Source organism: Enterococcus sp. DIV1444a (genome assembly GCF_051712125.1).
GTDB classification, from domain to species: domain Bacteria; phylum Bacillota; class Bacilli; order Lactobacillales; family Enterococcaceae; genus Enterococcus; species Enterococcus faecalis.
On record NZ_JBIOOG010000001.1, the window covers coordinates 129,870 to 154,794 of the forward strand.

The window sequence follows — 24,925 nt, forward strand, 5'->3', positions numbered from 1 at the left end:
GTAATTTTTGGAGAATTTCGGCTTATTTCCGAAGGACCTTCAACTCTTAAAGCTTTAGCTCTTAGAAGTTGTTGAGATCGAAGCAACGCGTAGTGTTGCTTCTGTTCCCGCCGTTTATAAGTTTTTGAGCGTGGAGCAAAAATCCAAAGTGATTTTTGTCCCACGCTCTTAGTATTTAGATAAATCAGTAAAGTAAGTTAGTTGCCATTTTTGTGTTTTTTTCGCGGTTTGATTAAGGTTTTGGCACCAAGAAGGATAAAAACGGGACGCCATTTTGCCTTTTTGTTGATGCGTTTTGAGAATTTTTTGTTGGATTAAACATTCTTTTGGCAGAAGAAAGAGACCTTGCTTTTCTTGATCAGCAATGACAATTGCTAACATTTCAGGGGCTTCCGTAGCATCAAAGGCTTCGTTCTGATTTTGTTGATTTTTTTCCCAGAAGGCTGCAAAATAGCCTTCTTTTTTCGGCGTTTTTTTGGCTAAGCGACTGCGGATAAGTTGTTGCGATTCATTAACTTGACATAAAAAGCTTTCATATTCGGCATTTTGTTGTTCTTCGGAAAGCAGCGTGATTGCGCCCACGGCTTTTTCTAGTATTGGCAATGAATTCATAGTGAGTGTCCTTTCTTTTCGTTTAACGTTGGTAAGAGTTCTTGAATAATGGTTAATCCTTTCGCCAATACCTCAAGCTGATTGGAGGCCAAGGAAATTCGTAAAAAAGCATCTGGCTGATTTTGCACAGTAAAGCGGCTCGAGTGAAAAAGACGCACTCCATTTTGAAGAAATACTTGTTCAATTTGCGGCGCCGTTTTTTCGGTAGAAAGGGGAATAATTCGGTAGTACGGCAAAGGATTGCTAGGTCTAGCTAAACCAAAAATGGTATCAAATAAGTCATTAGCTTGTTTTGTTAAAGCCAATTTTTCTATCGCCAATTCTTCTGCAACTGGTGAGCGTAAGACTTGGGTGACAATTTCAGCATCAAAGCCAGAAGTTTTAACATTAATGTTAAAAATCGCACGCTCGATTTCTTGACGAAGAAGTGGGGGGAAAACAAGGTATGCAATGCGTAAGCCTGTACAGACAAATTTTGTCATCCCCGCTAAGTAAATCGTTTGTTGAGGTAAGAGTTCTTGAAACGTTGGTAAAACTGCTTGCTGCGCATAAGTTGTTAAAAAAGAATGAATGTCATCTTCAATTACCCATAAGTGTTCTTGCTGAATGATTTCAGCTAACGTCATTCGGCGGGCGCTAGACATTTGGAAACCAATCGGATTATTACATGCGGGCATTAAGAAAATGCCGTGTATTTTTTTCTTTTTGCATTCTTGCAGTAAATGCTCTGGGTCCATCCCCTCGGAATCATAGCCAATCGGGACGATTTCTAGGTGATAAAGCTGGGCGAGTTCAATAAAATTTGAATATGTGTATCGATCTACGGCAATCCGCTGACCTGGAGAAAAAGCAGCGGCTAACGTCACGGCTAGTCCATTCTGGACACCAGATACAATGGCAATCTCTTCAGCATTGGTTCGAACGCCTTGTGTCTGAAGCCATTCGGCAGCGGTTGCTCGTTGAAAGTACGTACCTAAAGGATCGCGATAATTTAGCAAACTGTTAAGGGCCGCATTTTTACTAACGGATTCAATAAAAGGCAAAATCCGCTGATTACACATATCAAAGGAACTAACCAGCCCTAAATCAATTAGATGATCCGCTACTTGGTTGGTAGAGATTGTAATTGAGTGAAACGCGTTGGGAGAAACGAAGGTGCCGCTGCCGATGTTGGTATAAAGTAAGCCTTTTTCCATAGCGTGTTTATAGGCTTGACCAATCGTCGTGAAATTCAGATCCAAGTAGTCAGCTAACTCTCTTTGCGAAGGCAATTTCACATTTTTTTGAAGCGTACCAGATAAGATATCTGCTTCTAATTGTTGAACCAATGATTGGTAATAAGGTCTTGTTAAACGTTCTTTAACAGGGCGCCATGACAATGCATAGTTCTCATAGGAATTAATCGGCATGAGGGGAACTTCCTTTCTATAAAATTGTATTCCATACAATTATAGCATTGAGTGTATTGTTTGTCTGGTTTATGATAGCGCAAAGGGAGGAATTCAGATGGACATTATTTCTTACGAGAGGGTTATTCAACAATTGTCGTTTTCCGAAGCAATTCAAGTGATGAAACGTTGCTTTGCTGAGTTGGAAAAAGGTAAAATTTCGCAAAGTGAGCGCCATGTAGAGGTTTTACCAGATGGAGAAAATCAGAATCTTTTTGCATTAATGCCTGCTTACTTAGGGAAAAATCGCTTTTTTGGGGCAAAAATCATTACAGCTTTTCCAGAAAATCCGCAAAAAAATTTGGCCTCACATCTTGGTCAAATTCTATTGTTTGATAGTTCTACTGGAAGTCCACTCGCGATGATGGATGCCAATGCGATTACGTGGCTTCGCACAGCAGCTGTTTCTGCTTTGGCAACTGATTATTTAGCAGCTCCAAGGGCAAAAAGTATCGCTTTGATTGGTGCGGGCCAACAAGCTTCGTCTCATCTCGCAGCGCTACAAAGCGTTCGGGCGATTGAAAAGATTTTTATATATGACCGAACGGCAGAACGCACAAGTGAATTAATTGCTAAGCAACAGCACAATTACCCCGCATGTACCTTTATTGGTTGTTCTTCTGTCCAAGAAGCCGTCCAGGAAGCAGAAATTATCTGTACACTAACTTCCAGTCAGGATGCCTTTTTAGAAGAAAAAGACGTTTTGCCGAACGCACATATCAATGCGATTGGTACATTCACGCCGACTTCCAGAGAATTAACAAGTGATCTTGTTAAAAACAGTCAAGTGTTTGTAGATGAGTACGCGGCTGCATTAAAAGAAAGCGGGGATCTTTTAATTCCGATTTCAGAAGGTGCCTTTTCAGCTGAAAAAATTGTAGGTTCTCTCGGCGAATTAGTGACTGGCAAAGTTAAACTAAAGGCGGAGCAGAAAGGTCTCACGATTTTTGATGCGGTTGGCTTAGCAGTTGAGGATTTATGTTGCGCGGAATATATTTATCAAAAAATGCAAGGAGAGAAATAAAATGAGTTATCCCTATTATATTGTCGATGCTTTTGCGGAGGAAGTTTTTAAAGGCAATCCCGCAGCTGTGTATGTTTTGGAAAAATGGTTACCAGAAGCGGTGATGCAAAACATTGCGATTGAAAATAATTTGTCAGAGACTGCTTTTACGGTCAAAGAGGGACAGAGTTATGCCTTGCGTTGGTTTACGCCGGAACGAGAAATCGATCTGTGCGGGCATGCTACATTAGCGACGGCTTTTGTGTTATTTAATTATTATTCTGTTGCGGAAGAAACGCTTCATTTTATTAGTCAAAGCGGACCGCTCGCAGTGACTAAAAAAGAGGAATACTATTATCTAGATTTTCCTTATATCCTGCCGGAAAGAATTCCAATTTTGCCAGAGTATGAAGCCGCTTTAGGAGCGGAAGTTTATGAAGCTTATTTAGGCCGCGATTTATTTTTTGTCTTAAAAGACGAAGAGACAGTGGCAAAAATCACACCAGATTTTTCTGCATTAAAAGCATTGGATTTAGGCGTAGGAGTCATTATAACGGCACCAGGGGACTCGGTGGATTTTGTTTCACGGACTTTTTTCCCGAAACTAAGAATTAATGAAGATCCAGTTTGTGGTTCTGCGCACGCCAATTTAATTCCTTATTGGGGAAAACGGCTCAATCAAACGACCCTTTCGGCCTATCAAGTGTCCCCAAGAGGCGGCTTTTTAACTTGTGAAATGAAAGAAGACCGAGTGATTATTGGGGGTACTGCTAAACTATTTGCAAAAGGGGAAGCTTACTTGCCTGTATAAAAATACACCGTCCGCTAGCAATTCGTCGTTAGCGGACGGTGTACTTTTTAAATAGAATAGTTGCGAGAAACAAAGGGGACTTCTTCACCATTTTCGAGCTGATTTAGATACAAAGCTAACATGAAAAAATAACCTGAGAGTAAGTTGACTACATCATACAGCTGCGGATCAATTTTTTTACCACCATAGTCCATACGATAAAGTAAACGAACAATATCTTTGGCTTTGGCCCTTAAAATGTGTGCATAAGAGGAACAGATCGTACCCATCGGTAAAACAAAAGGACGATTTTCTTCGTATGTCAGTTCATTCATAGCATTGACACGTTCCAAAAGCCAGGCTATTTCTTCCTCTGTGACTGTTAATTTTGTTCGGGTCGTTGGATTGACATGGTAGATTAACTCGCAAATTTTGGCTAGTTCTTCTGTTAGTGCAGGCTGTTCAGGGATGTCTAATTGTTGCACATATCCTCGTAGAAGACCTGTCATCGAGGCCAATTCATCAGTCATTAACTCAAAATCACATCGTAAATCTTCTGGTTTAGAAGATAGATACGGGTATGCTTCATACGGACTGCGGTACATTTTTTTCATTCAATTTCCCTACTTTCTAAAAATAAAAAGCCCTCAAAAAGAATGCACGAAAGCCAATCTTTTTGAGCGCCGTTGCTCGACTGTTCACAGTACACCATTGTACTTGCTAAGGTAATCATAGCCAAGAGTGAAGGGAGAGTCAAGGGGGAATCAAAGTTGGAGAAAGAAAATGAAGCTAAGAATTACCAGAAGTAAACCAATCAATAAACTGACAAGACCAGAGATTTGACCTACTCGTTGTTGGGTAGAAGAAGGCTGGTCGGTAACTGTGAGCAAATTTGAGAAAAAGTTCATTTTTTTCACGAGTATTAAATACGCAACAATAAGCAAAAGAACACCCGAAAAAAAGTACGAAAGGGGCTCAGAAATAACTTTTTGGGCACGAAGTAAAAAAATTCCTATGAAGAGGACGACAAAACTATACTTAAGAAAAGTTTCTTTTGACATGTTGAAATCGCTTCCTTTTTATTGATGAATTTTATTAATAGCCACTATTCTTATGATTAAATTATAGGACTTTCAGGGCGGTGGAGCAAAGGAAAAATGGAGAATGGCGGGAGGAAAGTGTAACCAAGCAGTGATCAATAAAAAATAAAACCTCTAGAAAACCTATTATATAGGCGTTTCTAGAGGGTTGGTTGTTATTCCCACTCCACAGTTGCAGGTGGTTTTGAAGTAATATCGTACACAATACGATTTACATGTGCGACTTCGTTCACGATGCGCACAGAGATTTTTTGTAAAACATCCCAAGGGATACGGGCAAAGTCAGCGGTCATACCGTCGATAGAAGTCACAGCACGGATACCAACGGTGTAATCGTAGGTACGGCCGTCACCCATAACGCCTACTGAGCGGATGCCAGGTAAGACAGTAAAGTACTGCCAAATGTCACGATCTAAGCCAGCTGCCGCGATTTCTTCACGAAGGATAGCATCTGAATCACGAACGATTTGTAATTTATCTTCTGTAATTTCACCAAGCACACGAATACCTAATCCTGGTCCTGGGAATGGTTGGCGCCAAACGATTGCATCAGGCATGCCAAGTTCAGTTCCTAAGGCACGAACTTCGTCTTTGAATAATGTATTTAAAGGTTCAATTAATTCAAATTGCATGTCTTCAGGAAGACCACCAACGTTGTGATGTGATTTAATTGTTTGCGCAGTTTCTGTACCAGATTCGATGACGTCTGTGTAAAGAGTTCCTTGTGCTAGGAATGAAACGCCTTCTTCCCCGGCAAGTTTAGTTGCTTCGTCATCAAAAACATACACAAATTCGTTACCGATGATTTTACGTTTTTGTTCAGGGTCAGAAACGCCTGCTAATTTGCTTAAGAAGCGTTCTTTCGCATCTACTTTAATAATGTTTAAGCCAAATTTACCGCCTAAACTTTCCATTACTTGTTCCGCTTCACCTTTACGTAGTAATCCGTGGTCAACGAAGATACAAGTTAATTGGTCGCCAATGGCTTTTTGTAAAAGCACACCGACAACGCTTGAGTCAACGCCACCTGATAAACCAAGTAAGACTTTTTTATCGCCTACTTGTTCACGGATTTTAGCGACTTCCATATCGATGAAGTTTTCCATGCTCCAGTCACCGGTACAGCCACACACATCAAAAGCAAAGTGACGTAATAAGTCGTTACCATATTCTGAATGACGAACTTCTGGGTGAAATTGTACGCCGTAGAATTTGCGGTTGGCATCTTCGATAGAAGCGATTGGACAATCGTTGCTTGTCCCAACTTTTTCGAATCCAGGAGCGATTTCTGTTACTAAATCACCGTGGCTCATCCAAACGGTTTGTTTCGCAGGTGTTCCTTGGAATAAGGTCGCATCACCAAGGATTTCTAATTCTGCTTTTCCGTATTCACGGTTTGCGGCAGGTTCTACTTTTCCGCCTAAGTTATGCGTCATTAATTGCATACCGTAGCAGATGCCAAGAATGGGAATTCCTAACTCATAAATTTCTGGGTCAATGCTAAAAGCATCTTTGTCATACACGCTGTTTGGTCCACCTGAGAAGATGATTCCTTTAGGCGCGATTTTGCGAATTTCTTCTGCCGTAGTTCGGTGGCTTAATAACTCAGAGAATACGCCAAATTCACGAATACGACGAGTAATCAATTGGTTAAACTGACTACCAAAGTCTAAAACAATAATTTTTTCGACAGATGTCAAATCGGCAACGTTAGTCACGTCTATTACCCCTTATCCATTTAAATTTATCTAAAGAAAAGGCGGTTAAAAAGTGGTCAGCGCCAAGAATTAAGAAAGGATTTTCAAAAATTGTTTTATGATTTTTAGAAAATTTGGGCTTAATTCCGCAGGGGCTACTTTCAAACAGCCGAAAATCAGGCGGTTAAAAAGTGGTTCACTTTTGTTCCGTACTCTTCTTTGTCTAGCTATACTTATTAAAACATTTTACTCCTTGAAAGTCATGCATTCTGCTGAAAATTTTCAAGGATATTTCTACAAAAGATACAGGATATTTCTTAGCTCGTCAACCCTTAATATTTACGTAGATAGATTTGGTCAATCAAATGATTTTCCGTTTTATGCAAAATAATGTCCGCACGTCCGCGCGTTGGCAAGATATATTCCTCCAAGTTCGGCAAGTTCACGGTTTTCCAAACATTCCGTGCCATGGCGAAAGCATCTTCTCGTTTGCCAATTGCATATTGGTAATAATAATTATTAGGATCTAAGAAAGCCGTATCTAATAAGGCCCCAAAACGTTCTAGGTACCATTTTTCAATTAAGGCTGGATCGGCATCCACAAAAATAGAAAAATCAAAAAAATCACTCACATAAATTTGTTGATTGGCGGGCAACTGTAATGTGTTAATGCCTTCAACAATCAAAATATCTGGTTGTTGAATCAACTCATATTCGCCTTCGATAACATCGTAGACACTGTGAGAATAGACGGGTGCTTTAATTTCGTCTTTGCCGCTTTTGACCTCGTTTAAGAAATTAATTAGCTTCTCCATGTCATAACTTTCAGGAAACCCTTTTCGGTCCATAATTCCCTGTTCTTCTAACACTTTATTGGGATACAAAAATCCATCCGTTGTAATGAGTTGAACGTTTCTTCGTTTAAACGTTCGGGCCAGAATTCTTTGCAAAAGACGAGCGGTGGTGCTTTTACCAACGGCGACACTGCCGGCAATTCCAATGATGAATGGTGGTACAGAGACATATTCATGTAGGAATAATCCTTTGCTAAGTGTGAGCGATTCAAATTCTTTCATGTATAAATGAATAAGATGCGTTAAGGGTACATAAATTTCTTGTACATCTTTTAGTGAAATTTGGTCGTTCACACTTTTAATGTTATCCAATTCTGCTTCGGTTAACGGTGCTTTGCCGTCATGGTAAAACCCATGCCATTCTTCTCTGGAAATTGGGTAGTAATTCATTTTATCGTCCATTGTTCCTCCACCAAACCCTGTTCAATCTTTGTACATTTTACCATAATTTCACAAGGGAAACACAGGATTTTACAAAAGAATTCCCTTCTTCGCCAATTTATGATGAAAATGGTATCATGAAAAGAGAAAACTGTTAGAAATGAGGGGAAAAGCCATGAGAAAAATTGTATTATTTGGTGATAGCATTACTGCTGGTTATTTAGACGAAGCCGTCTCACCTGTTCTTGTTGACTTAGTGAAACGGGATATTGCTGCGATGGGTCTAGAAGAAGTGGCTGTCATTAATGCTGGAATGCCTGGCGATACAACAGAAGATGGTTTAAAACGATTAAATAAAGAAGTGCTAATTGAGAAACCTGATGAGGTGGTGATTTTCTTTGGCGCCAATGATGCGTCACTGGATCGAAATATAACAGTAGCCACGTTTAGAGAAAACCTTGAAACAATGATTCATGAAATTGGTTCAGAAAAGGTGATTTTAATTACGCCACCATATGCGGATAGTGGCAGACGTCCAGAACGTCCACAAACGCGTATCAAGGAATTGGTCAAGGTTGCACAAGAAGTCGGAGCGGCACATAACTTGCCAGTTATTGATTTGTATAAAGCGATGACTGTTTATCCTGGAACGGATGAATTTTTACAAGCAGATGGTTTGCATTTTTCACAAGTGGGCTATGAATTATTAGGTGCCTTGATTGTTCGAGAAATAAAAGGTAGACTAAAACCAAAACAAGCATAGATAGGAAGAACAAAATGGCGAATCATTATTATACAGAAAATCCAGAATTAGCACATGATTTAGAAAGCTGGTCTTTTCCATTACGTGGTCGGACCTTTCAGTTTACGACCGATAGCGGGGTCTTCTCAAGAGGAACAGTGGATTATGGTTCTCGTGTGTTGATTGATGCCTTTGAATGGGAAAATTTACCAGTAGGCCGTTTGTTAGATGTTGGTTGTGGCTACGGACCAATTGGGTTGTCCTTAGCGGCGGCGACTGGTCGACTGGTGGAAATGGTAGATGTCAACCAACGGGCGGTTGGGCTAGCTCAAATGAACGCCCAACGCAACCAAATTACTACTGTGGATATCCACTCCTCCAATGTGTATGAAACCTTAAACGAAACGACCTACGCGGCAATCGTTAGCAATCCGCCCATTCGTGCAGGCAAAAAAGTTGTCCATGGCATTTTAACAGGGGCTTTTCCGTTGTTGAAAGTTGGTGGCACACTAACGGTGGTTATTCAAAAGAAACAAGGTGCACCTAGTGCAGAAAAGAAAATGGCTGAAGTATTTGGCAATGTTGAAATTGTGACAAAAGACAAAGGCTACTATATTTTACGAAGTGTGAAAGAAGCAGAGTAAAAGAGCGTGGGACAAAAATCACTTTGGATTTTTGCTCCACGCTCAAAAACTGATAAACGGCGGAAACAGAAGCAACCCCTTCGGAAATAAGCCGAAATTCTCCAAAAATTAAAGAACAATTTTCGGAAATTCCTTCTTATTTCTCGGAGTTAAACACTTCTGTCCCGACCTCTTTTAGAATAGATACGCTTGATCAATTTTTTGGTTCAACAGTTTTTTTTCGTCTGGCGATAAAAAAGCACCTGCAAGCGCATTTTTGGTGAGTTGCTTCATTTCGTCATAACTTAATTGATACCAAGTGGCCAATTTCATGAATTCTTTCGTTAACGTAGTATCTGAAACAGTGCGATTATCGGTATTGATGCAGACGGCTAAGCCAGCCTCTATAAATTGTTGAAAAGGGTATTCAGCCAATGTTTTGACGGTGCCTGTTTGGAAGTTGCTAGTTGGACACATTTCTAAAAGGACCTTTTTTTCTTTTAAGAGCGCCAAGTATTCGGGTGTATCTTTCAAAGCAATACCGTGACCAATCCGAGTGGCACCTAAAGTGACAGCATCAGCGACATTTTTGCCACAGCCGCATTCCCCAGCGTGGAGTGTTAATGGAATTGACAATTGGTTGGCTAAAGCTAATACGTCTTCAAATGTGTATGGAGGAAAATCGACTTCATTGCCAGCTAAATCAAAGCCGACAACGCCTGTCTCTCTGAAATCATGCGCTAAGTGAACGATTTTTTCTATGGCTTGTTGTTGGTCATGCCGCATGCCACATAACAGTGCATTGCTTTTTACACCAAAATCTTCTTCGCCTTGTTTTAAGCCAGTTAAAACAGCAGTCACGATTTCCGGTAACCGTAAGCCTTTTTCTGTATGTTGCGAAGGCGCAAAACGCACCTCTATGTAAGCCACGCCATCTTCGGCAGCTTGGCTAATCACGTCATACGCCGCTGCTTGCAAAGCTTCGGCTGTTTGTAGACAGGTTAGCACGAAGTCGAACCGAGTTAAATAATCATTCAAATCGGTGCATTTTTCAGGGGCAACCACTAACTCTTTCAAGGTTTGTTCGTCTTGGGGTAATGGAATGTTTTGTTTTTCAGCAATGGTGCGTAAAGTGGTTGGTCGAATCGACCCATCTAAGTGACAGTGCAGCTCGATTTTTGGTAATTGACGGACACGGGATTCTTCCATGAAAAAAATAGCCTCCATTTTCTTTTGTTTTTTAATCTTTTTAGTCTATTTCTTTTGTCTTTTTTTTGTTAAAATGTAAAAGATTCGATAAGTATTTTGAAGACTGTAACACGTCGACAAATGTCTGTCAATGCAAAAGGAGACGTTGGGAGGGGCGCGATGAAACTAACGATTAAAGAAATTGCTGATATGGCTGGTGTTTCTGTCACAACCGTCTCACAAATTCTGAATAATAAAGGGAGTCGTTTCAGTGAAAAAACCCGCAACAAGGTGTTGGCGGTAGTCGCTGAAAATCATTACAAACCAGATTACTTTGCTTCGAATGTAATCAACCGTCATTCCAAAACCATTGGGATGATTGTGCCAGATGTGACGGATTTCTTTTTCTCAAAAGTAATTGAAGGTGTGGAAACATATTTAAATTCGTTAGGCTACATGATTTTGTTATGCAATTCAAAGCATGATTCCGAGCAAGCGATGCAATATGTTAGCGAGTTGATTCATCGGTCGGTGGATGGCATTATTTTTGCCACGCCGAATGTTTTGCCAGAAAATCATATTTTAAAAGACCGACGAGAACATCCGATTCCTGTCATTCTTGTCGATCGTGGGATTAATCCACGAGATAGTGGACGATTAATCGTTAAAGAGTACGAAGGTGCTTATCAAGCGGTCCATCATTTGATTCAACAAGGGCATCAGCATATTGGCATGTTGCGTGAAAGTGCCGGCTATTATCGTTTGACGGAACGAGTGACGGCGTATCAGCATGCGTTACAGGACAACAATTTACCTTTTCGTCCACATTATGTTTGTGCAGGGGAGCTGAACTTACATGGTGGCTATGCTGCGGCGAAAGAAGTTTTGAAAAATGAAAAAATCACAGCAATTTTTTGTGGCAATGATGAAATGGCGATGGGGGCCTATCAAGCCATTGAAGAAGCGGGCAAGAAAATTCCTGATGATATTTCGGTGGTTGGTTTTGATGGCTTGGAAATTTCCGAATATTTGGTGCCGAGTTTAACAACCGTCTATCAGCCGAGTTTTGATATTGGCTATTATGCAGCAAAATTTTTGGTGGAAGCTATTGCAGATCCAACAGGGAAAGTCCCGAATAAAGTATTTGATGCGACGTTTATTGCTAGAAAAAGTACAAAACCGATTTAAAAAACAGCTTAGAAATAGAACGTTCGTGTTGTTTGCGTTTTCACAAGAAAAAAATAATAGTAAACTGGTTTACTAAATGGTTTAAAGCTGAACGATTTTGTTGTATAATACATTATCGGGAAATCGGAGGGAACGAATTCATGAGAATGGTAGACATTATTGAAAAGAAACGTGACGGGTATCAACTAACAAGCGAAGAAATTCAATTTATTATCAACGGATACACAGATGGTTCAATTCCAGATTATCAGGTAAGTGCCTTTTTAATGGCTGTTTTTTACCAAGATATGACAGACGAAGAAATTACACAAATGACGTTAGCAATGGTCCATTCAGGCGAAATTGTGGATCTTTCTTCTATAGAAGGAATCAAAGTCGACAAGCATTCTACAGGTGGCGTAGGCGACACTACGACGCTTATTTTAGCGCCGTTAGTTGCTAGTGTCGGGGTCAATGTAGCAAAAATGTCTGGTCGTGGCTTAGGCTACACGGGTGGTACGTTGGATAAATTAGAAGCGATTCCTGGCTTTAAAGTTGAATTGACAGAAGAACGTTTTATTCAATTGGTGAACGATACAAAAGTGGCAGTGATTGGTCAGTCAGGTGATCTGGCACCAGCAGACAAAAAACTTTATGCGTTACGTGATGTGACCGCCACTGTTGACTCAATTCCATTAATTGCAAGTTCCATTATGAGTAAAAAAATTGCCGCAGGGGCAGATGCGATTGTCTTAGACGTGACTACTGGTGAAGGGGCCTTTATGAAAGACCTAGCAAGTGCTCGTCGATTAGCGGAAACAATGGTTCGCATTGGGAAACTGGCAAATCGCCAAACGATGGCAGTAATTTCAGACATGTCACAACCTTTAGGGGAGGCCATCGGAAATAGTTTAGAAATCGTTGAAGCAATCGAGACCTTGCAAGGAAATGGGCCAGAAGATTTAGTGGAAATGTGCTATGTCTTAGGGAGTCAGATGGTCGTTTTAGCTAAAAAAGCCGAGACGTTAGACGAAGCACGGGCTTTATTAGAAGAAGCTTTAACAAGCGGTCGAGCGCTCGCAAAATTCAAAGAAATGATTGAAAATCAAGGCGGCGACAGTTCCGTTGTTGACCAGCCAGAAAAATTATTAACCGCAACTTATCAATTTGATTTACCTGCCAAAGAAACAGGCGTGGTACAAAAAATCGTTGCCAATGAAATTGGTGTTGCCGCAATGTTGCTGGGCGCTGGTCGTGCTACGAAAGAAGATACGATTGATTTTGCAGTTGGCTTGAAACTTCACAAAAAAGTAGGGAGCCCAGTTGAAAAAGGTGAATCATTATTAACCATTTATGCCAATCGTGAAGACGTGACAGAAGTCGAACAATTGCTTTATAAAAACATTGAAATTGGACCAACCGGCGAAGAGCCTATTTTGATTCACGATATTATTACGGAATAAAACAAAAAGAAAAGAGGAATTCTCATCATGGAATTAAACCGCATGATTGATCACACTATTTTGAAACCAGAAGCGACAGAAGCCGCTGTCCAAAAAATTATTGACGAAGCTAAGGAGTACAACTTTTTCTCTGTATGTATCAATCCTTGTTGGGTCGCTTTTGCTAGCGAGCAATTAGCAGATACCGACGTCGCTGTGTGTACTGTTATTGGCTTTCCTTTGGGGGCAAATACACCAGAAGTTAAAGCATACGAAGCAGCTGATGCGATTAAAAATGGTGCGAATGAAGTGGATATGGTGATTAATATTGGTGCATTAAAATCACAACAATACGATCAAGTACGTCAAGACATTCAAGGCGTAGTAGATGCAGCCAAAGGAAAAGCGTTAGTCAAAGTGATTATTGAAACAGCATTATTAACAGACGAAGAAAAAGTTAAAGCTTGTGAATTAGCCAAAGAAGCGGGTGCCGATTTCGTTAAAACATCTACTGGTTTCTCAACAGGCGGCGCTAAAGTAGCAGACATTCGTTTAATGCGTGAGACAGTTGGTCCTGATATGGGCGTTAAGGCTTCTGGTGGCGTGCATAACGCAGAAGAAGCGCTAGCAATGATTGAAGCGGGAGCAACACGTATCGGTGCAAGTACGGGTGTAGCAATTGTTTCTGGCGCAACTGGCGAAGGGTATTAATTCGTATTTCAAATTAAACGAAGGTGTGGCGAAAAAGATGACAGTAAAACAAGAATGGCTTGATTGTGCCGGAGAAGCATTGGCACACGCCTATGTACCGTATTCTAACTTTCCCGTGGGCGCTTGCTTAGTGACTGCAGACGGGAAAATGTATCAAGGAGTCAACATTGAAAATGCCTCCTTTGGTTTAACAAATTGTGCAGAAAGAACGGCGATTTTTAAAGCCATTTCAGAAGATGAACGGAGCTTTCAACATTTAGTTGTAGCAGGTAATACAGAGGCACCCATTTCTCCATGTGGCGCTTGTCGTCAAGTAATGGCTGAATTCTTTGATCCACAAATGCCGGTCACGTTAGTTGGCAAAGATGGCGCGACCAAAACAATGACAGTTGCGGCATTATTGCCCTATTCATTTACAGATAAAGATTTTTAAAAAAAGGACATAAGGTTTCGTTGGGCTCAAAGTAGATTTCAATAGCATAAATGCGAATGAAATAATAGATAAAATAGTAGGGGGCTTTTCGGAAAGTGAAACAAGTAAAATTTTTAGGTCTAGGATTAGCGGCAGTTGCCTTAACCATTGGGTTAGCTGCATGTGGCGGCAATAGCAAAAAGAACGCCAATACAAAAGGTGATCCACAACATAGTGTCGTAATGGTCACAGATACAGCCGGTATTGATGACAAATCTTTTAACCAATCTGCGTGGGAAGGAATGCAAGAGTGGGGCAAAGAGCACAAACTTCCAGAAGGACCTCAAGGGTATGCGTATATTCAATCAAATGAAGCATCTGATTATACATCAAACATTGACCAAGCCATTTCAAGTCAATTTAAAACGATTTTTGGCATTGGCTATTTACTAAAAAATGCAGTAGTAGATGCAGCGGACGCCAACCCAGAAACGAATTTCGTTCTGATCGACGATACAGTTAACGGGAAAAACAACGTCGCTTCTGCAACGTTTAGAGATAATGAATCTGCGTATTTAGCAGGTGTAGCAGCAGCCAACACTACAAAAACCAACAAAGTAGGATTTATCGGTGGGGTTGAAGGACCTGTTATTGGCCGTTTCCAAGCTGGTTTTGAAAAAGGTGTAGCAGACGCTGGCAAAAAATTAGGCAAAGATATTCAAATTACGTCTACTTATGCAGGGACATTTGCAGACGCTTCAAAAGGACGGGCCTTAGCTTCTTCTATGTATCAAGCAGGTGCCGACATTATTTATCACGCAGCGGCGACTACAGGACAAGGAATCTTCCAAGAAGCCAAAGCGCTAAATGAAACAGGTTCAAAAGATAAAGTTTGGGTGATTGGTGTTGACCGTGACCAAAACGAAGACGGTAAATATACAACCAAAGATGGCAAGGATGATAACTTAACGTTAGCTTCAACCATTAAAGGTGTAAATATTGCTGTGAAAAAAATCTCTGATCTTGCCTTAGAAGATAAATTCCCTGGCGGCGAACATTTAACTTATGGATTGAAAGATGGCGGTGTTGATTTAACAACAGAAGCCCTAAGCGATCAAGCCAAAACGGCAGTTAAAGAAGCCAAAGAACAAATCATCTCTGGTGACGTAAAAGTCCCAGACCAACCTTAGAAACAACTTAGTTGTTTAAATACATTAAACTATTTTTAGGAGGCTTTACAGAAATGAAAAAAGCAAAATTATTCGGTTTTAGTTTGATTGCATTAGGTTTATCATTTTCACTTGCAGCATGTGGTGGTGGCAAAGGCAAAACCGCTGAAAGCGGCGGTGGCAAAGGGGATGCAGCGCATAGTGCTGTAATCATTACAGATACAGGCGGCGTGGATGACAAGTCGTTTAACCAATCTTCTTGGGAAGGATTGCAAGCTTGGGGTAAAGAACATGATTTACCAGAAGGTTCAAAAGGATATGCATATATTCAATCGAATGATGCAGCTGACTATACAACCAATATTGACCAAGCGGTATCAAGTAAATTCAACACAATCTTTGGTATTGGCTACTTGCTAAAAGATGCTATTTCTTCTGCAGCAGATGCCAACCCTGATACAAACTTTGTTTTAATCGATGATCAAATCGATGGCAAAAAGAATGTCGTTTCTGCAACATTTAGAGATAATGAAGCAGCTTACTTAGCCGGTGTTGCTGCTGCGAACGAAACAAAAACGAACAAAGTCGGTTTTGTTGGTGGTGAAGAAGGGGTCGTAATTGACCGTTTCCAAGCTGGTTTTGAAAAAGGTGTGGCTGATGCTGCGAAAGAATTAGGTAAAGAAATTACTGTTGATACAAAATATGCGGCTTCGTTTGCTGATCCTGCCAAAGGGAAAGCTTTAGCTGCTGCAATGTACCAAAACGGCGTTGATATCATCTTCCATGCTTCTGGTGCGACTGGACAAGGGGTCTTCCAAGAAGCAAAAGACTTGAATGAATCAGGTTCTGGCGACAAAGTTTGGGTAATCGGTGTTGACCGCGATCAAGATGCTGATGGTAAGTACAAAACAAAAGACGGCAAAGAAGACAACTTCACGTTAACTTCAACGCTTAAAGGTGTCGGCACAGCGGTTCAAGATATTGCCAACCGTGCATTAGAAGACAAATTCCCTGGTGGCGAACATTTAGTTTATGGATTAAAAGATGGTGGCGTTGACTTAACAGACGGCTATTTAAACGACAAAACAAAAGAAGCTGTTAAAACAGCAAAAGATAAAGTAATCTCAGGTGACGTAAAAGTCCCAGAAAAACCAGAATAATTTAAGCTCCTAAATGAAAAAAGAAGGGCGCATTATTGGTCCTTCTAAAAATAAAGTGGTCCTTGGCAGCGACGGCTGCCAAGGAAACCCTTTATGATGTTTGGATTTTTAACTAAATAGTTGAGGTTCTTCAACTACTTAGTTAAGGGTCAAAATTACCCTCTAAAGTATTGCCAATATAATTTTGTTAGGAAGTGAATAGACCTTGTCTCAAGAAGAAAACGTAATTGAGATGCGTAAAATCACCAAAGAATTTGGGACGTTCAAAGCCAACGACCAAATTGATTTACAAGTAAAACCTGGTGAAATCCACGCACTGCTAGGTGAAAATGGTGCAGGCAAGTCGACCTTGATGAATATCTTATCAGGGCTATTGGAACCGACCTCAGGTGAGATTTATATGAATGGCGAAAAAGTCAACATTACAAGTCCTACTGCAGCCAATCGTTTAGGAATCGGAATGGTCCATCAGCATTTTATGTTAGTTGAAGCCTTTACTGTGACTGAAAATATTATCTTAGGTAGCGAACCTACCCATGGCGGTATTTTAGACCGGAAAAAAGCGAAAAAAGAGATTGAAGAAGTGTCTAAGCAATACGGGTTGGATGTAAATCCCAATGCCTATATTCGCGATATTTCTGTGGGTATGCAACAACGGGTTGAAATTTTAAAGACCCTATATCGTGGTGCGAACGTTTTAATTTTTGACGAACCAACCGCAGTATTAACGCCACAAGAAATTGATGAATTAATGCTTATTTTAAAAGAACTAACCGATGAAGGTAAATCGATCATTTTAATTACACATAAGTTAGATGAAATTAAAAAAGTGGCGGACCGTTGTACGGTCATTCGCCGGGGGCAAAGTATTGGCACCGTCAATGTGAAAGACGTTTCTTCGCAACAGTTAGCCGATATGATGGTGGGCCGTTCTGTTTCCTTCAAAACAGAGAAAAAACCAGCGCAACCGAAAGAAACAATTTTATCAATTAAAGATTTAGTAGTGAAAGAAAGCCGCGGCTTAGATGCGGTGAAAAATCTTAGCTTAGATGTCCGGGCAGGGGAAGTTGTTGGGATCGCGGGGATTGATGGCAATGGACAAACAGAATTAATCCAAGCCTTAGCAGGATTAACCAAAGTCGAAAAAGGCTCCATTCATTTGAATGAAAAAGAGATTACCAATCGCAAACCTCGGGAAATTACGGAAATGGGTGTCGCCCACGTTCCTGAAGACCGACATAAATATGGCTTGGTGTTAGAGATGACATTGGCTGAAAATATTGGCCTACAAACGTATTACCAAAAACCATACAGTTCAACAGGTATTTTAAACTATCGAATGATTAACAAACACGCCCGTGAATTAATTGAAGAATACGATGTACGGACTCCTAATGAATTAGTACCAGCTCGGGCGCTTTCAGGTGGGAATCAGCAAAAAGCGATTATTGCCCGAGAAGTTGACCGCGATCCAGATTTGTTGATTGTTTCTCAACCAACACGCGGTTTAGATGTCGGAGCTATTGAATACATTCATCGTCGACTAATTGAACAAAGAGATAAAAATAAAGCTGTTTTATTAGTAAGTTTTGAATTAGATGAAATTTTAAACGTTTCTGATCGTATCGCTGTTATTCATGCGGGGGAAATTGTCGGAATTGTTGATCCGAAAGAAACGACAGAAAATGAATTGGGCTTGTTAATGGCTGGCTACTCATTGGAAGAAGCCCGTGCTGAGTTATCAAAAGTAGAGGCAGGTGAAACTGTTGAATAATCGTTCTGAAAAAATAAGAAATATTTTAGTCCCTGTATTATCTGTTATTATGGGTTTCCTCTTAGGGGCAATTATTATGGTTATCTTTGGCTATGACCCAGTGGCTGGGTATCAAGCGATGTTTGAAACAGCTTTCCAAGGAAAGAAAAGTATTGGTGAGATTTTTGTCACCGCAGCACCGTTGATTTTTACCGCTTTAGGATTCTCGGTGGCAAATTCGGCTGGATTCTTTAATATCGGGCTTTCTGGACAAGCCTTATGTGGTTGGGTGGCTAGTATTTGGGTCGCTTTATCCATGCCTGATGCACCCCGGATGATTGCGTTGCCGGTGGCGATTATTGTTGGCGCAGTTGCAGGAGCTTTAGCAGCAGCCATTCCAGGTTTCTTGCGTGCCTATTTTGGGACGAGTGAAGTTATTGTTACGATTATGTTGAATTATATTTTATTATACACAGGAAATCATATTGCTAATAATGTCATGAAACCAAGTATTATGGCGAATAAAGGGATCACCAAAATGATTGGTGCGAATGCATCATTACGCTCACCGTTTTTAACAAGTATCAGTGATGGCTCTCGTTTGAACATTGGCATTTTCTTGGCCTTCATTTTCCTTATTCTTGTGTGGTTCTTGATGAAAAAAACAACGCTTGGCTTTGAAATTCGGTCGGTGGGGTTAAACCCATTTGCTTCTGAATATGCTGGAATGAGCAGCAAGCGAACGATTATTTTATCCATGATGATTTCAGGAACGCTGGCTGGTTTAGGTGGTGCGGTCCAAGGATTGGGGACTTTCCAAAACTTCTTTATTCAAAACACATCGTTGAGCATTGGATTCGATGGTATGGCCGTGTCTCTATTAGGAGCGGGTAGCTCAATCGGGATTTTACTTTCGGCATTACTGTTTGGAATGTTAAAACTTGGCGGGCAAGGAATGCCGTTGATAGCTGGTGTACCAACCGAATTAGTCGATGTTGTTATTGCGGCGATTATTTTCTTTGTGGGAATTAGTTATTTAATTCGTTTCTTGTTAGCAAAAGCGTCTGGTAGTAAAAAAGAAGTAGCGATTGTAGAAACAATCGAAGCGGCTCCAGACAAAAATAATCAAGAGGGGGGAGACATCTAATGGATTTAGCAACAATTTCCTCAATCATCACGCAAACATTAGTGTATGCAACTCCGCTCATCTTGACAGCATTAGGCGGAACGTTCTCAGAACGAAGTGGTGTGGTTAACGTTGGTTTAGAAGGTATTATGGTCATGGGCGCTTTCAGTTCGGTCATTTTTAACTTGACGTTTGCTGATACATTTGGCGCAGCCACACCATGGATTGCTTGTTTAGTAGGAGGCCTTGTCGGGATTGTCTTTTCTCTCTTACATGCTGTTGCAACCATTAACTTACGAGCAGATCATATTATCAGTGGTACTGTCATTAACTTGATGGCACCGGCGCTAGGGGTTTTCCTAGTAAAAGTTATTTATCAAAAAGGACAAACAGATATGATTACACAATCATTTGGTTATTTTTCTTTCCCAGGATTGTCAAAAATTCCAGTGATTGGTGAACTATTCTTTGCGAAAACCTCTTTGCCAGCTTTCGTAGCAATTTTGATTGCGATTTTAGCTTGGTTTGTCATTTATAAAACACGTTTTGGCTTACGGTTACGTTCTGTGGGGGAACATCCACAAGCGGCAGATACATTAGGGATTAATGTCTACTTAATGCGTTATTCTGGCGTCTTGTTATCCGGCTTCTTAGGCGGTATGGGCGGAGCTGTCTTTGCTCAAAGTATTGCGGGTCGTTTTGGGATTACCACAATTGCAGGACAAGGGTTTATTTCAATGGCCGCAATGATCTTTGGTAAATGGAATCCACTTGGGGCAATGGGCGCAGCCTTATTCTTTGGCTTTGCACAAAACTTAAGTATTGCTGGGGAAAACCTACCAATTATTTCAGAAATTCCAAAAGTTTATCTACAAGCAGCACCATATGTATTGACCATTTTAGTCCTAGTTGTATTCTTCGGAAAATCATCGGGACCAAAAGCGAACGGGAAAAATTACGTCAAAACGAAATAGATTTAAAACTGTCCGTTGTAAAATAACGGGCAGTTTTTTTGATTGTTCTTCAAACAACTTTAGCGAGAGAGCTTTTCCTAGTACTTATTTTCTCAGTTTTTTCTAGTGAAGTACAAGAAATTGAAAATTCATTTCTTTTTGCTATGTTAAACTAAAAAGTAAAACGCTATCAAAGTCTCGATTCTAAATAAAGAAAGGAGGAGTCATGAATAAAAAAGGAATTAGAGTAGGTATTTTATTGGTGTTAGGAATTATCCTAATCGGCATTGGAGGGAAAGTATTTATGGACAAACGGGCAGAACAAAAAGAACAAGATTTACTAGCAGTAGAGAAACAATCAGTGAAAGTACTGAAAAATACCTTTGCGGATATTAAGGAAGTCAAATTCCATGAAGCAGGAAAAAACGAAATGACAGGGTCGTATGGAATGTATGTGACAATGTTTAATAAGAATAACGACTCTGTAAAATTTGATTATGGATTTTGGAAAGAGAGGAATGAATTGGGAGATTATGGAGTAGAAGATGAAGCGGTACAAAAAGAAGGAGTAACTACTACTAAAATAAAAGTTATCTATTCCAATGGTAAGGAGGAGGAGCTTTGATTATTACCGATAAAAATTACAATAAAATAAGTATTAGATCTTACTGGTTAGACCCTAATGATAAAAGTAAATATGATCCCACCTTAAAAGAAGGCGTTGTACGCAAGTTAGGTGGTACTGAATTTCAAATCCTCAAAATCCAAGAGAATTCTCAGACGGATGGGCTGCAAGCGATGGCTGTTGTGTCAAACATAAATATCAGATGAAGATACATAGGTTAAGCAATTAACTATGAATAAAATAAAAGGAGGAGCTATGAATAAAAAAGGAATTAGAATGGGTATTTTATTGATTTTAGGAATCATCCTAATTGGCATTGGAGGGAAAGTATTTATGGACAAACGGGCAGAACAAAAAGAACAAGATTTACTAGCAGTAGAGAAACAATCAGTTAAAGCGCTGAAAAATACCTTTGCGGATATAGCAGAGGTAGAGATTGAACGAACAGGATTTAATACTATGACGGGATCGTACAGGATTGTTGTGACGTTGAAAAATACTACTGGTAGCACTGCTTATTTTGATTATGGATTTGTAAAAAATAGTAATGAAATTGATGATTATGGAGTCGTCGACAGAGAAGTTCAGAAAAAAGGAATAACTAAAAATGTTGTTAGAGTGACATTTTCTAATGGACAGGAGGAGCCAATTTGAGTATAACAGACAAAAGTTATAATAAAATAAGTGGTGCTGTTTATTGGCTGGATCCAAAAGATAAGAAATATTCTCCTACAATAAAAGAGAATGTTATTCATAGTCTTGGTGGTACTGAATTCCAAATCCTCAAAATCCAAGAGAATTCTCAAACGGATGGGATGCAAGCGATGGCTGTGGCTCCCCTAGATAAGCAAGGGGTTCCTGATTTGTCGCAAATTGTGATTAGTTATGCTGGCACCAATCCTGGTGATTGGAAAGATGTGGAAACGGACTTGCGCACGATTGGTGGTTTTTGGGACAAAACGGCGTCTCCTGGTTTTTCTGATGCACGGAGTCCACAACGTTTGGCTGGGCAACTGAGTTCGGCAGTGGCTTTTGCTGAGGCAGTCAAACAAGAATACAGCGAGGCCACTTTTTCTACTACCGGACATTCTTTAGGGGAATATTTAGCGTTGTATATTGCCGCGGAAAATCAATGGAAAAATGTCGGTTTTAATGGGCCAGATCCCTATGAGGTGTTGACACCAGCTGCTAAAAAGTGGGTCGCTGAAAATCCTGGCTGGTTAACCAATTATCGCAATCAGGCGGATATTGTAGGTAATTTAATGGGCAATGGTACCGGCGCCGAAATCAAAGTGGCTTTGCAAATGGGCTTGCAAAATCCGTTGAAGTCTCATGATTTAGCCAATTGGCTCTTTGATGCAGACGGCTATTTAGTGATTCCTGATAATGAACACAATTTAGAAGCGAGCCTTCAAGGACAAGAGCGAAAATCCATGACAGTTTTTGCCAGTGAATTGGCAAATTTACAAATTTTGAAGAAAAAGTTACTGAAAAATGGTAGAGGTTTATCAAGTAGTCAACAAATTTATTTGGAGGATGCTCAAGCCAGAGCTGTGGTTCAAACAGTAGCTCGCAATGCAAAATATGCCATGGAACGAGTGATTCGCATTCATCAAGAAGCGATTCGAACCTTGGAGCAAAATTGGGAAGCAGGACTTCGTGCGGCTAGAAATTCTGTTCAGATGTTAACTGAAGCTGAAATTATGGAAGCCTTAGCTAGTGTGGGTGTCACCAAGCAAAGTCAGGTGTTTCAACCAAAAGAAACCCATGAACTGCGTATTCAACAAGCCAAAGAAAAAAGCGCCACCTTTGATGCTTTAGAACGGGAAATCACCGCCAAATTAGCAGAAATCGTTGCCCGCGATAGCGAACTGGCTAATCAATTTAGATAGGAGCAAAAAATGACATTGGATGAATTACAAGCGAATTATCGCAGAGAACGACAAGGATTAGAAGAACAAAGTGACGATTTACGACGAGCACAGTCGCACGGAGAACAAATGGTAATGGAAGCTGAGCAACGTTTAAGAAGTGCCTTAAATAGCTTGGCGCTAGACGGAGAACCTTTGCATCGAGCGAAAAGGGACTATTCAATGATGGTTGAACAGTTTCAAGAAACTATCCAGTTAGAACGACGAAAAATAAACTATAAAATAGAAGATTTAGAACAAACTTATCGAAGTGAGTATCAAAAACGAAGCAATGAAAAGAGGTAATTTAGTGGACGAAATGATTCAACGGTTGTTAAAGGAGTTAGCTAGAAGTGCAGATAAAGCCAATGTTCGTTCTGTAGGAGTAGCAATGCAACAACGGGTTGCTCAGGAGAAGAATCAGGCAAATCAAAGGCATCGCAAGCTAGTCGTTGAAGCAGCAACAAGTTTTGGGACAAGGCAGCAACAACTAGGAACGGCTCTTAAAGGACAGTTTGGTAATAAAGTAAAAGAAGCCTTTCAAAGACAAATAATTAGTTTGAAGCAGTTCTTGTAGGAATATTACAATGACAAAAGGATTTTATGCGTTCATTTTTAAGAAGAAAATTGAAGGAATCTCAGCAATGCTCTAGGGAACAGCCTGGGGCTTTTTTAGTGTAATTATTTCTTTATATTTTAGAAAAAGTTGCTTTTTCTAAAATATAAGCCAGTCTTAAACACGCAATAATAGCGGATTCATGGTATAATTGAAGAGCTGAGAATAAATAGATTATTCTGTTTGATTCTCGAGACTATTTAAAAGGCTAGCGTAAAATAATTGTCATTCTTGACGTATTTACGACCTTAGAGGAGGAAGCAAGTGTGTTTAAACGTGTTCATTTAATCGTACTAGATTCAGTCGGTATTGGTGAAGCACCAGATGCTGAAAAATTTGGAGATGTCGGCAGTGATACACTGGGTCATATTGCCAAAGAAGCGGGACTAACCATTCCTCATTTAGAAAAACTTGGATTGGGAACTATTGCTCCTTTAACAGGTGTCAAAGCAGTGGCAGACCACGATGGCTATGCCACCAAATTAGAAGAAATTTCTGTTGGAAAAGATACTATGACCGGTCACTGGGAAATTATGGGCTTGAACATCAAAAAACCTTTTCGGGTATTCCCAAACGGCTTTCCTGAAGAATTGCTGAAACAAATTGAAGATTTTTCTGGGCGAAAAGTTGTTTGTAACAAACCATATAGCGGGACAGCGGTCATTGATGATTATGGCGAACATCAAATGAAAACTGGGGATCTAATCGTTTATACTTCAGCAGACCCTGTTTTACAAATTGCGGCGCATGAAGACATTATTCCATTAGAAGAATTGTATAAAATTTGTCAATATGTTCGTGACATTACGAAAGACGAACCTTATATGATTGGTCGGATTATCGCCCGCCCGTATGTTGGTGAACCAGGTAATTTCACTCGAACCAGTAACCGTCATGACTATGCTTTAGATCCTTTTGGCCATACTGTTTTAGATTCGTTGAAAGAAAACGGCAATGATGTGATCGCTGTTGGGAAAATTAACGACATCTTTAATGGACAAGGAATTACTGAAGCTATCCGCACGAAGAGCAATATGGATGGGGTGGATCAATTATTAACAGTCATGAACAAAGATTTTACAGGTTTAAGTTTTACTAACTTAGTGGATTTCGATGCGCTGTATGGCCACCGTCGTGATGTAAAGGGCTATGCAAAAGCTATCGAAGATTTTGATGGTCGTTTGCCAGAGATTATGGCAGCTATGGCCGAAGATGATTTACTTTTAATTACAGCAGATCATGGGAATGACCCAACTTTCCCAGGAACAGACCACACACGTGAATATGTGCCTTTATTGGCTTATAGTAAAAAAATGACAAAACAAGGCAGCCTGCCACAAGGATTTTATTCAGATATTTCAGCAACGATTGCTGAAAACTTTGAAGTTCCTGCAACGGAAAACGGGCAAAGCTTTTTAAATCAATTACAATAATTCGAGGAGG

At 40.2% G+C, this 24,925-nt stretch carries 26 protein-coding genes and 1 pseudogene; 20 read left to right on the forward strand and 7 right to left on the reverse strand.

Going from position 1 to position 24,925, the window contains the following annotated elements:
- Positions 1-168: 168 nt before the first annotated feature.
- Positions 169-612, reverse strand: coding sequence for a MepB family protein (locus tag IGI87_RS00580; RefSeq protein WP_438736020.1), 444 nt, complete (start codon positions 610-612; stop codon positions 169-171).
- Positions 609-2,021 carry a PLP-dependent aminotransferase family protein gene (locus IGI87_RS00585; RefSeq protein ID WP_438736021.1) on the reverse strand — a complete coding sequence of 471 codons (1,413 nt, stop codon included), beginning with the start codon at positions 2,019-2,021 and terminating at the stop codon, positions 609-611. Before IGI87_RS00585 ends, IGI87_RS00580 begins: the two co-directional genes overlap by 4 nt.
- A 97-nt stretch (positions 2,022-2,118) precedes the next feature.
- Here IGI87_RS00585 and IGI87_RS00590 point away from each other — a divergent pair, with 97 nt between their 5' ends.
- Entirely contained in the window at positions 2,119-3,084 is a 966-nt protein-coding gene (locus IGI87_RS00590) for an ornithine cyclodeaminase family protein (protein ID WP_438736022.1), read from the forward strand.
- Position 3,085: 1 nt separating this feature from the next.
- Entirely contained in the window at positions 3,086-3,874 is a 789-nt protein-coding gene (locus IGI87_RS00595; protein WP_438736023.1) for a PhzF family phenazine biosynthesis protein, read from the forward strand.
- 47 nt (positions 3,875-3,921) lie between these two features.
- On the opposite strand, the gene IGI87_RS00600 is transcribed toward IGI87_RS00595, so the two are convergent.
- From IGI87_RS00600 to coaA, 4 genes are all read right to left on the reverse strand, one after another.
- The gene (locus IGI87_RS00600; RefSeq protein WP_438736024.1) at positions 3,922-4,467 is read right to left on the reverse strand and encodes an ATP--cob(I)alamin adenosyltransferase; all 546 of its coding nucleotides are present in this window, start codon (positions 4,465-4,467) and stop codon (positions 3,922-3,924) included.
- 150 nt (positions 4,468-4,617) lie between these two features.
- Positions 4,618-4,914 (reverse strand): hypothetical protein, encoded by a 297-nt coding sequence (locus IGI87_RS00605; protein ID WP_438736026.1) that lies wholly within the window; start codon positions 4,912-4,914, stop codon positions 4,618-4,620.
- Between the two features lie 194 nt (positions 4,915-5,108).
- Complete coding sequence (gene guaA, locus IGI87_RS00610; protein WP_002356158.1) at positions 5,109-6,671, reverse strand: glutamine-hydrolyzing GMP synthase; 1,563 nt, start codon at positions 6,669-6,671, stop codon at positions 5,109-5,111.
- 311 nt (positions 6,672-6,982) lie between these two features.
- On the reverse strand, positions 6,983-7,906 hold the full coding sequence (gene coaA / locus IGI87_RS00615; RefSeq protein ID WP_002356160.1) for a type I pantothenate kinase: 924 nt from the start codon (positions 7,904-7,906) through the stop codon (positions 6,983-6,985).
- Positions 7,907-8,060: 154 nt separating this feature from the next.
- On the opposite strand from coaA, the gene IGI87_RS00620 reads away from it, so the two are divergent.
- Entirely contained in the window at positions 8,061-8,648 is a 588-nt protein-coding gene (locus IGI87_RS00620; RefSeq protein ID WP_002356161.1) for an SGNH/GDSL hydrolase family protein, read from the forward strand.
- A gap of 14 nt (positions 8,649-8,662) precedes the next feature.
- On the forward strand, positions 8,663-9,271 hold the full coding sequence (locus tag IGI87_RS00625) for a class I SAM-dependent methyltransferase (protein ID WP_438736028.1): 609 nt from the start codon (positions 8,663-8,665) through the stop codon (positions 9,269-9,271).
- Positions 9,272-9,445: 174 nt separating this feature from the next.
- On the opposite strand, the gene add is transcribed toward IGI87_RS00625, so the two are convergent.
- A complete protein-coding gene (add, locus tag IGI87_RS00630) occupies positions 9,446-10,477 on the reverse strand; it encodes an adenosine deaminase (RefSeq protein WP_438736029.1) in 1,032 nt (343 codons plus the stop codon).
- Positions 10,478-10,618: 141 nt separating this feature from the next.
- Here add and IGI87_RS00635 point away from each other — a divergent pair, with 141 nt between their 5' ends.
- The 16 genes and pseudogenes from IGI87_RS00635 (at position 10,619) to deoB (ending at position 24,915) form a co-directional block, all read left to right on the forward strand.
- The gene (locus tag IGI87_RS00635; protein WP_438736030.1) at positions 10,619-11,626 is read left to right on the forward strand and encodes a substrate-binding domain-containing protein; all 1,008 of its coding nucleotides are present in this window, start codon (positions 10,619-10,621) and stop codon (positions 11,624-11,626) included.
- A 140-nt stretch (positions 11,627-11,766) separates the two neighbouring features.
- A complete protein-coding gene (locus IGI87_RS00640) occupies positions 11,767-13,068 on the forward strand; it encodes a pyrimidine-nucleoside phosphorylase (RefSeq protein ID WP_025193841.1) in 1,302 nt (433 codons plus the stop codon).
- A gap of 27 nt (positions 13,069-13,095) precedes the next feature.
- Positions 13,096-13,758: a deoxyribose-phosphate aldolase gene (gene deoC / locus IGI87_RS00645; protein WP_438736031.1), complete on the forward strand. Its 663-nt coding sequence runs from the start codon at positions 13,096-13,098 to the stop codon at positions 13,756-13,758.
- The gene (locus IGI87_RS00650) at positions 13,727-14,191 is read left to right on the forward strand and encodes a cytidine deaminase (RefSeq protein ID WP_438736032.1); all 465 of its coding nucleotides are present in this window, start codon (positions 13,727-13,729) and stop codon (positions 14,189-14,191) included. Before deoC ends, IGI87_RS00650 begins: the two co-directional genes overlap by 32 nt.
- 95 nt (positions 14,192-14,286) lie before the next feature.
- Entirely contained in the window at positions 14,287-15,360 is a 1,074-nt protein-coding gene (locus tag IGI87_RS00655; protein ID WP_010714989.1) for a BMP family lipoprotein, read from the forward strand.
- 53 nt (positions 15,361-15,413) lie between these two features.
- Entirely contained in the window at positions 15,414-16,499 is a 1,086-nt protein-coding gene (locus IGI87_RS00660; RefSeq protein WP_421503144.1) for a BMP family lipoprotein, read from the forward strand.
- 205 nt (positions 16,500-16,704) lie between these two features.
- On the forward strand, positions 16,705-18,273 hold the full coding sequence (locus tag IGI87_RS00665; RefSeq protein ID WP_113795078.1) for an ABC transporter ATP-binding protein: 1,569 nt from the start codon (positions 16,705-16,707) through the stop codon (positions 18,271-18,273).
- Positions 18,266-19,399 carry an ABC transporter permease gene (locus tag IGI87_RS00670; protein ID WP_002356171.1) on the forward strand — a complete coding sequence of 378 codons (1,134 nt, stop codon included), beginning with the start codon at positions 18,266-18,268 and terminating at the stop codon, positions 19,397-19,399. The genes IGI87_RS00665 and IGI87_RS00670 overlap by 8 nt, the downstream gene beginning before the upstream one ends.
- Positions 19,399-20,352 carry an ABC transporter permease gene (locus IGI87_RS00675; RefSeq protein WP_104854631.1) on the forward strand — a complete coding sequence of 318 codons (954 nt, stop codon included), beginning with the start codon at positions 19,399-19,401 and terminating at the stop codon, positions 20,350-20,352. Before IGI87_RS00670 ends, IGI87_RS00675 begins: the two co-directional genes overlap by 1 nt.
- Positions 20,353-20,557: 205 nt before the next feature.
- Complete coding sequence (locus IGI87_RS00680) at positions 20,558-20,956, forward strand: hypothetical protein (protein WP_280211791.1); 399 nt, start codon at positions 20,558-20,560, stop codon at positions 20,954-20,956.
- Positions 20,953-21,138: pseudogene (locus IGI87_RS00685) on the forward strand (lipase); the annotation flags it as partial. The gene IGI87_RS00680 and the pseudogene IGI87_RS00685, both read left to right, overlap by 4 nt.
- 73 nt (positions 21,139-21,211) lie before the next feature.
- Positions 21,212-21,610: a hypothetical protein gene (locus IGI87_RS00690; protein ID WP_280211793.1), complete on the forward strand. Its 399-nt coding sequence runs from the start codon at positions 21,212-21,214 to the stop codon at positions 21,608-21,610.
- Positions 21,607-22,848 (forward strand): lipase, encoded by a 1,242-nt coding sequence (locus IGI87_RS00695; protein ID WP_438736033.1) that lies wholly within the window; start codon positions 21,607-21,609, stop codon positions 22,846-22,848. Before IGI87_RS00690 ends, IGI87_RS00695 begins: the two co-directional genes overlap by 4 nt.
- Positions 22,849-22,857: 9 nt before the next feature.
- Entirely contained in the window at positions 22,858-23,172 is a 315-nt protein-coding gene (locus tag IGI87_RS00700; RefSeq protein ID WP_280211798.1) for a hypothetical protein, read from the forward strand.
- Positions 23,173-23,185: 13 nt separating this feature from the next.
- Entirely contained in the window at positions 23,186-23,443 is a 258-nt protein-coding gene (locus tag IGI87_RS00705) for a hypothetical protein (protein WP_438737380.1), read from the forward strand.
- A 305-nt stretch (positions 23,444-23,748) separates the two neighbouring features.
- Entirely contained in the window at positions 23,749-24,915 is a 1,167-nt protein-coding gene (gene deoB / locus IGI87_RS00710) for a phosphopentomutase (protein WP_002356179.1), read from the forward strand.
- Positions 24,916-24,925 lie beyond the last annotated feature (10 nt).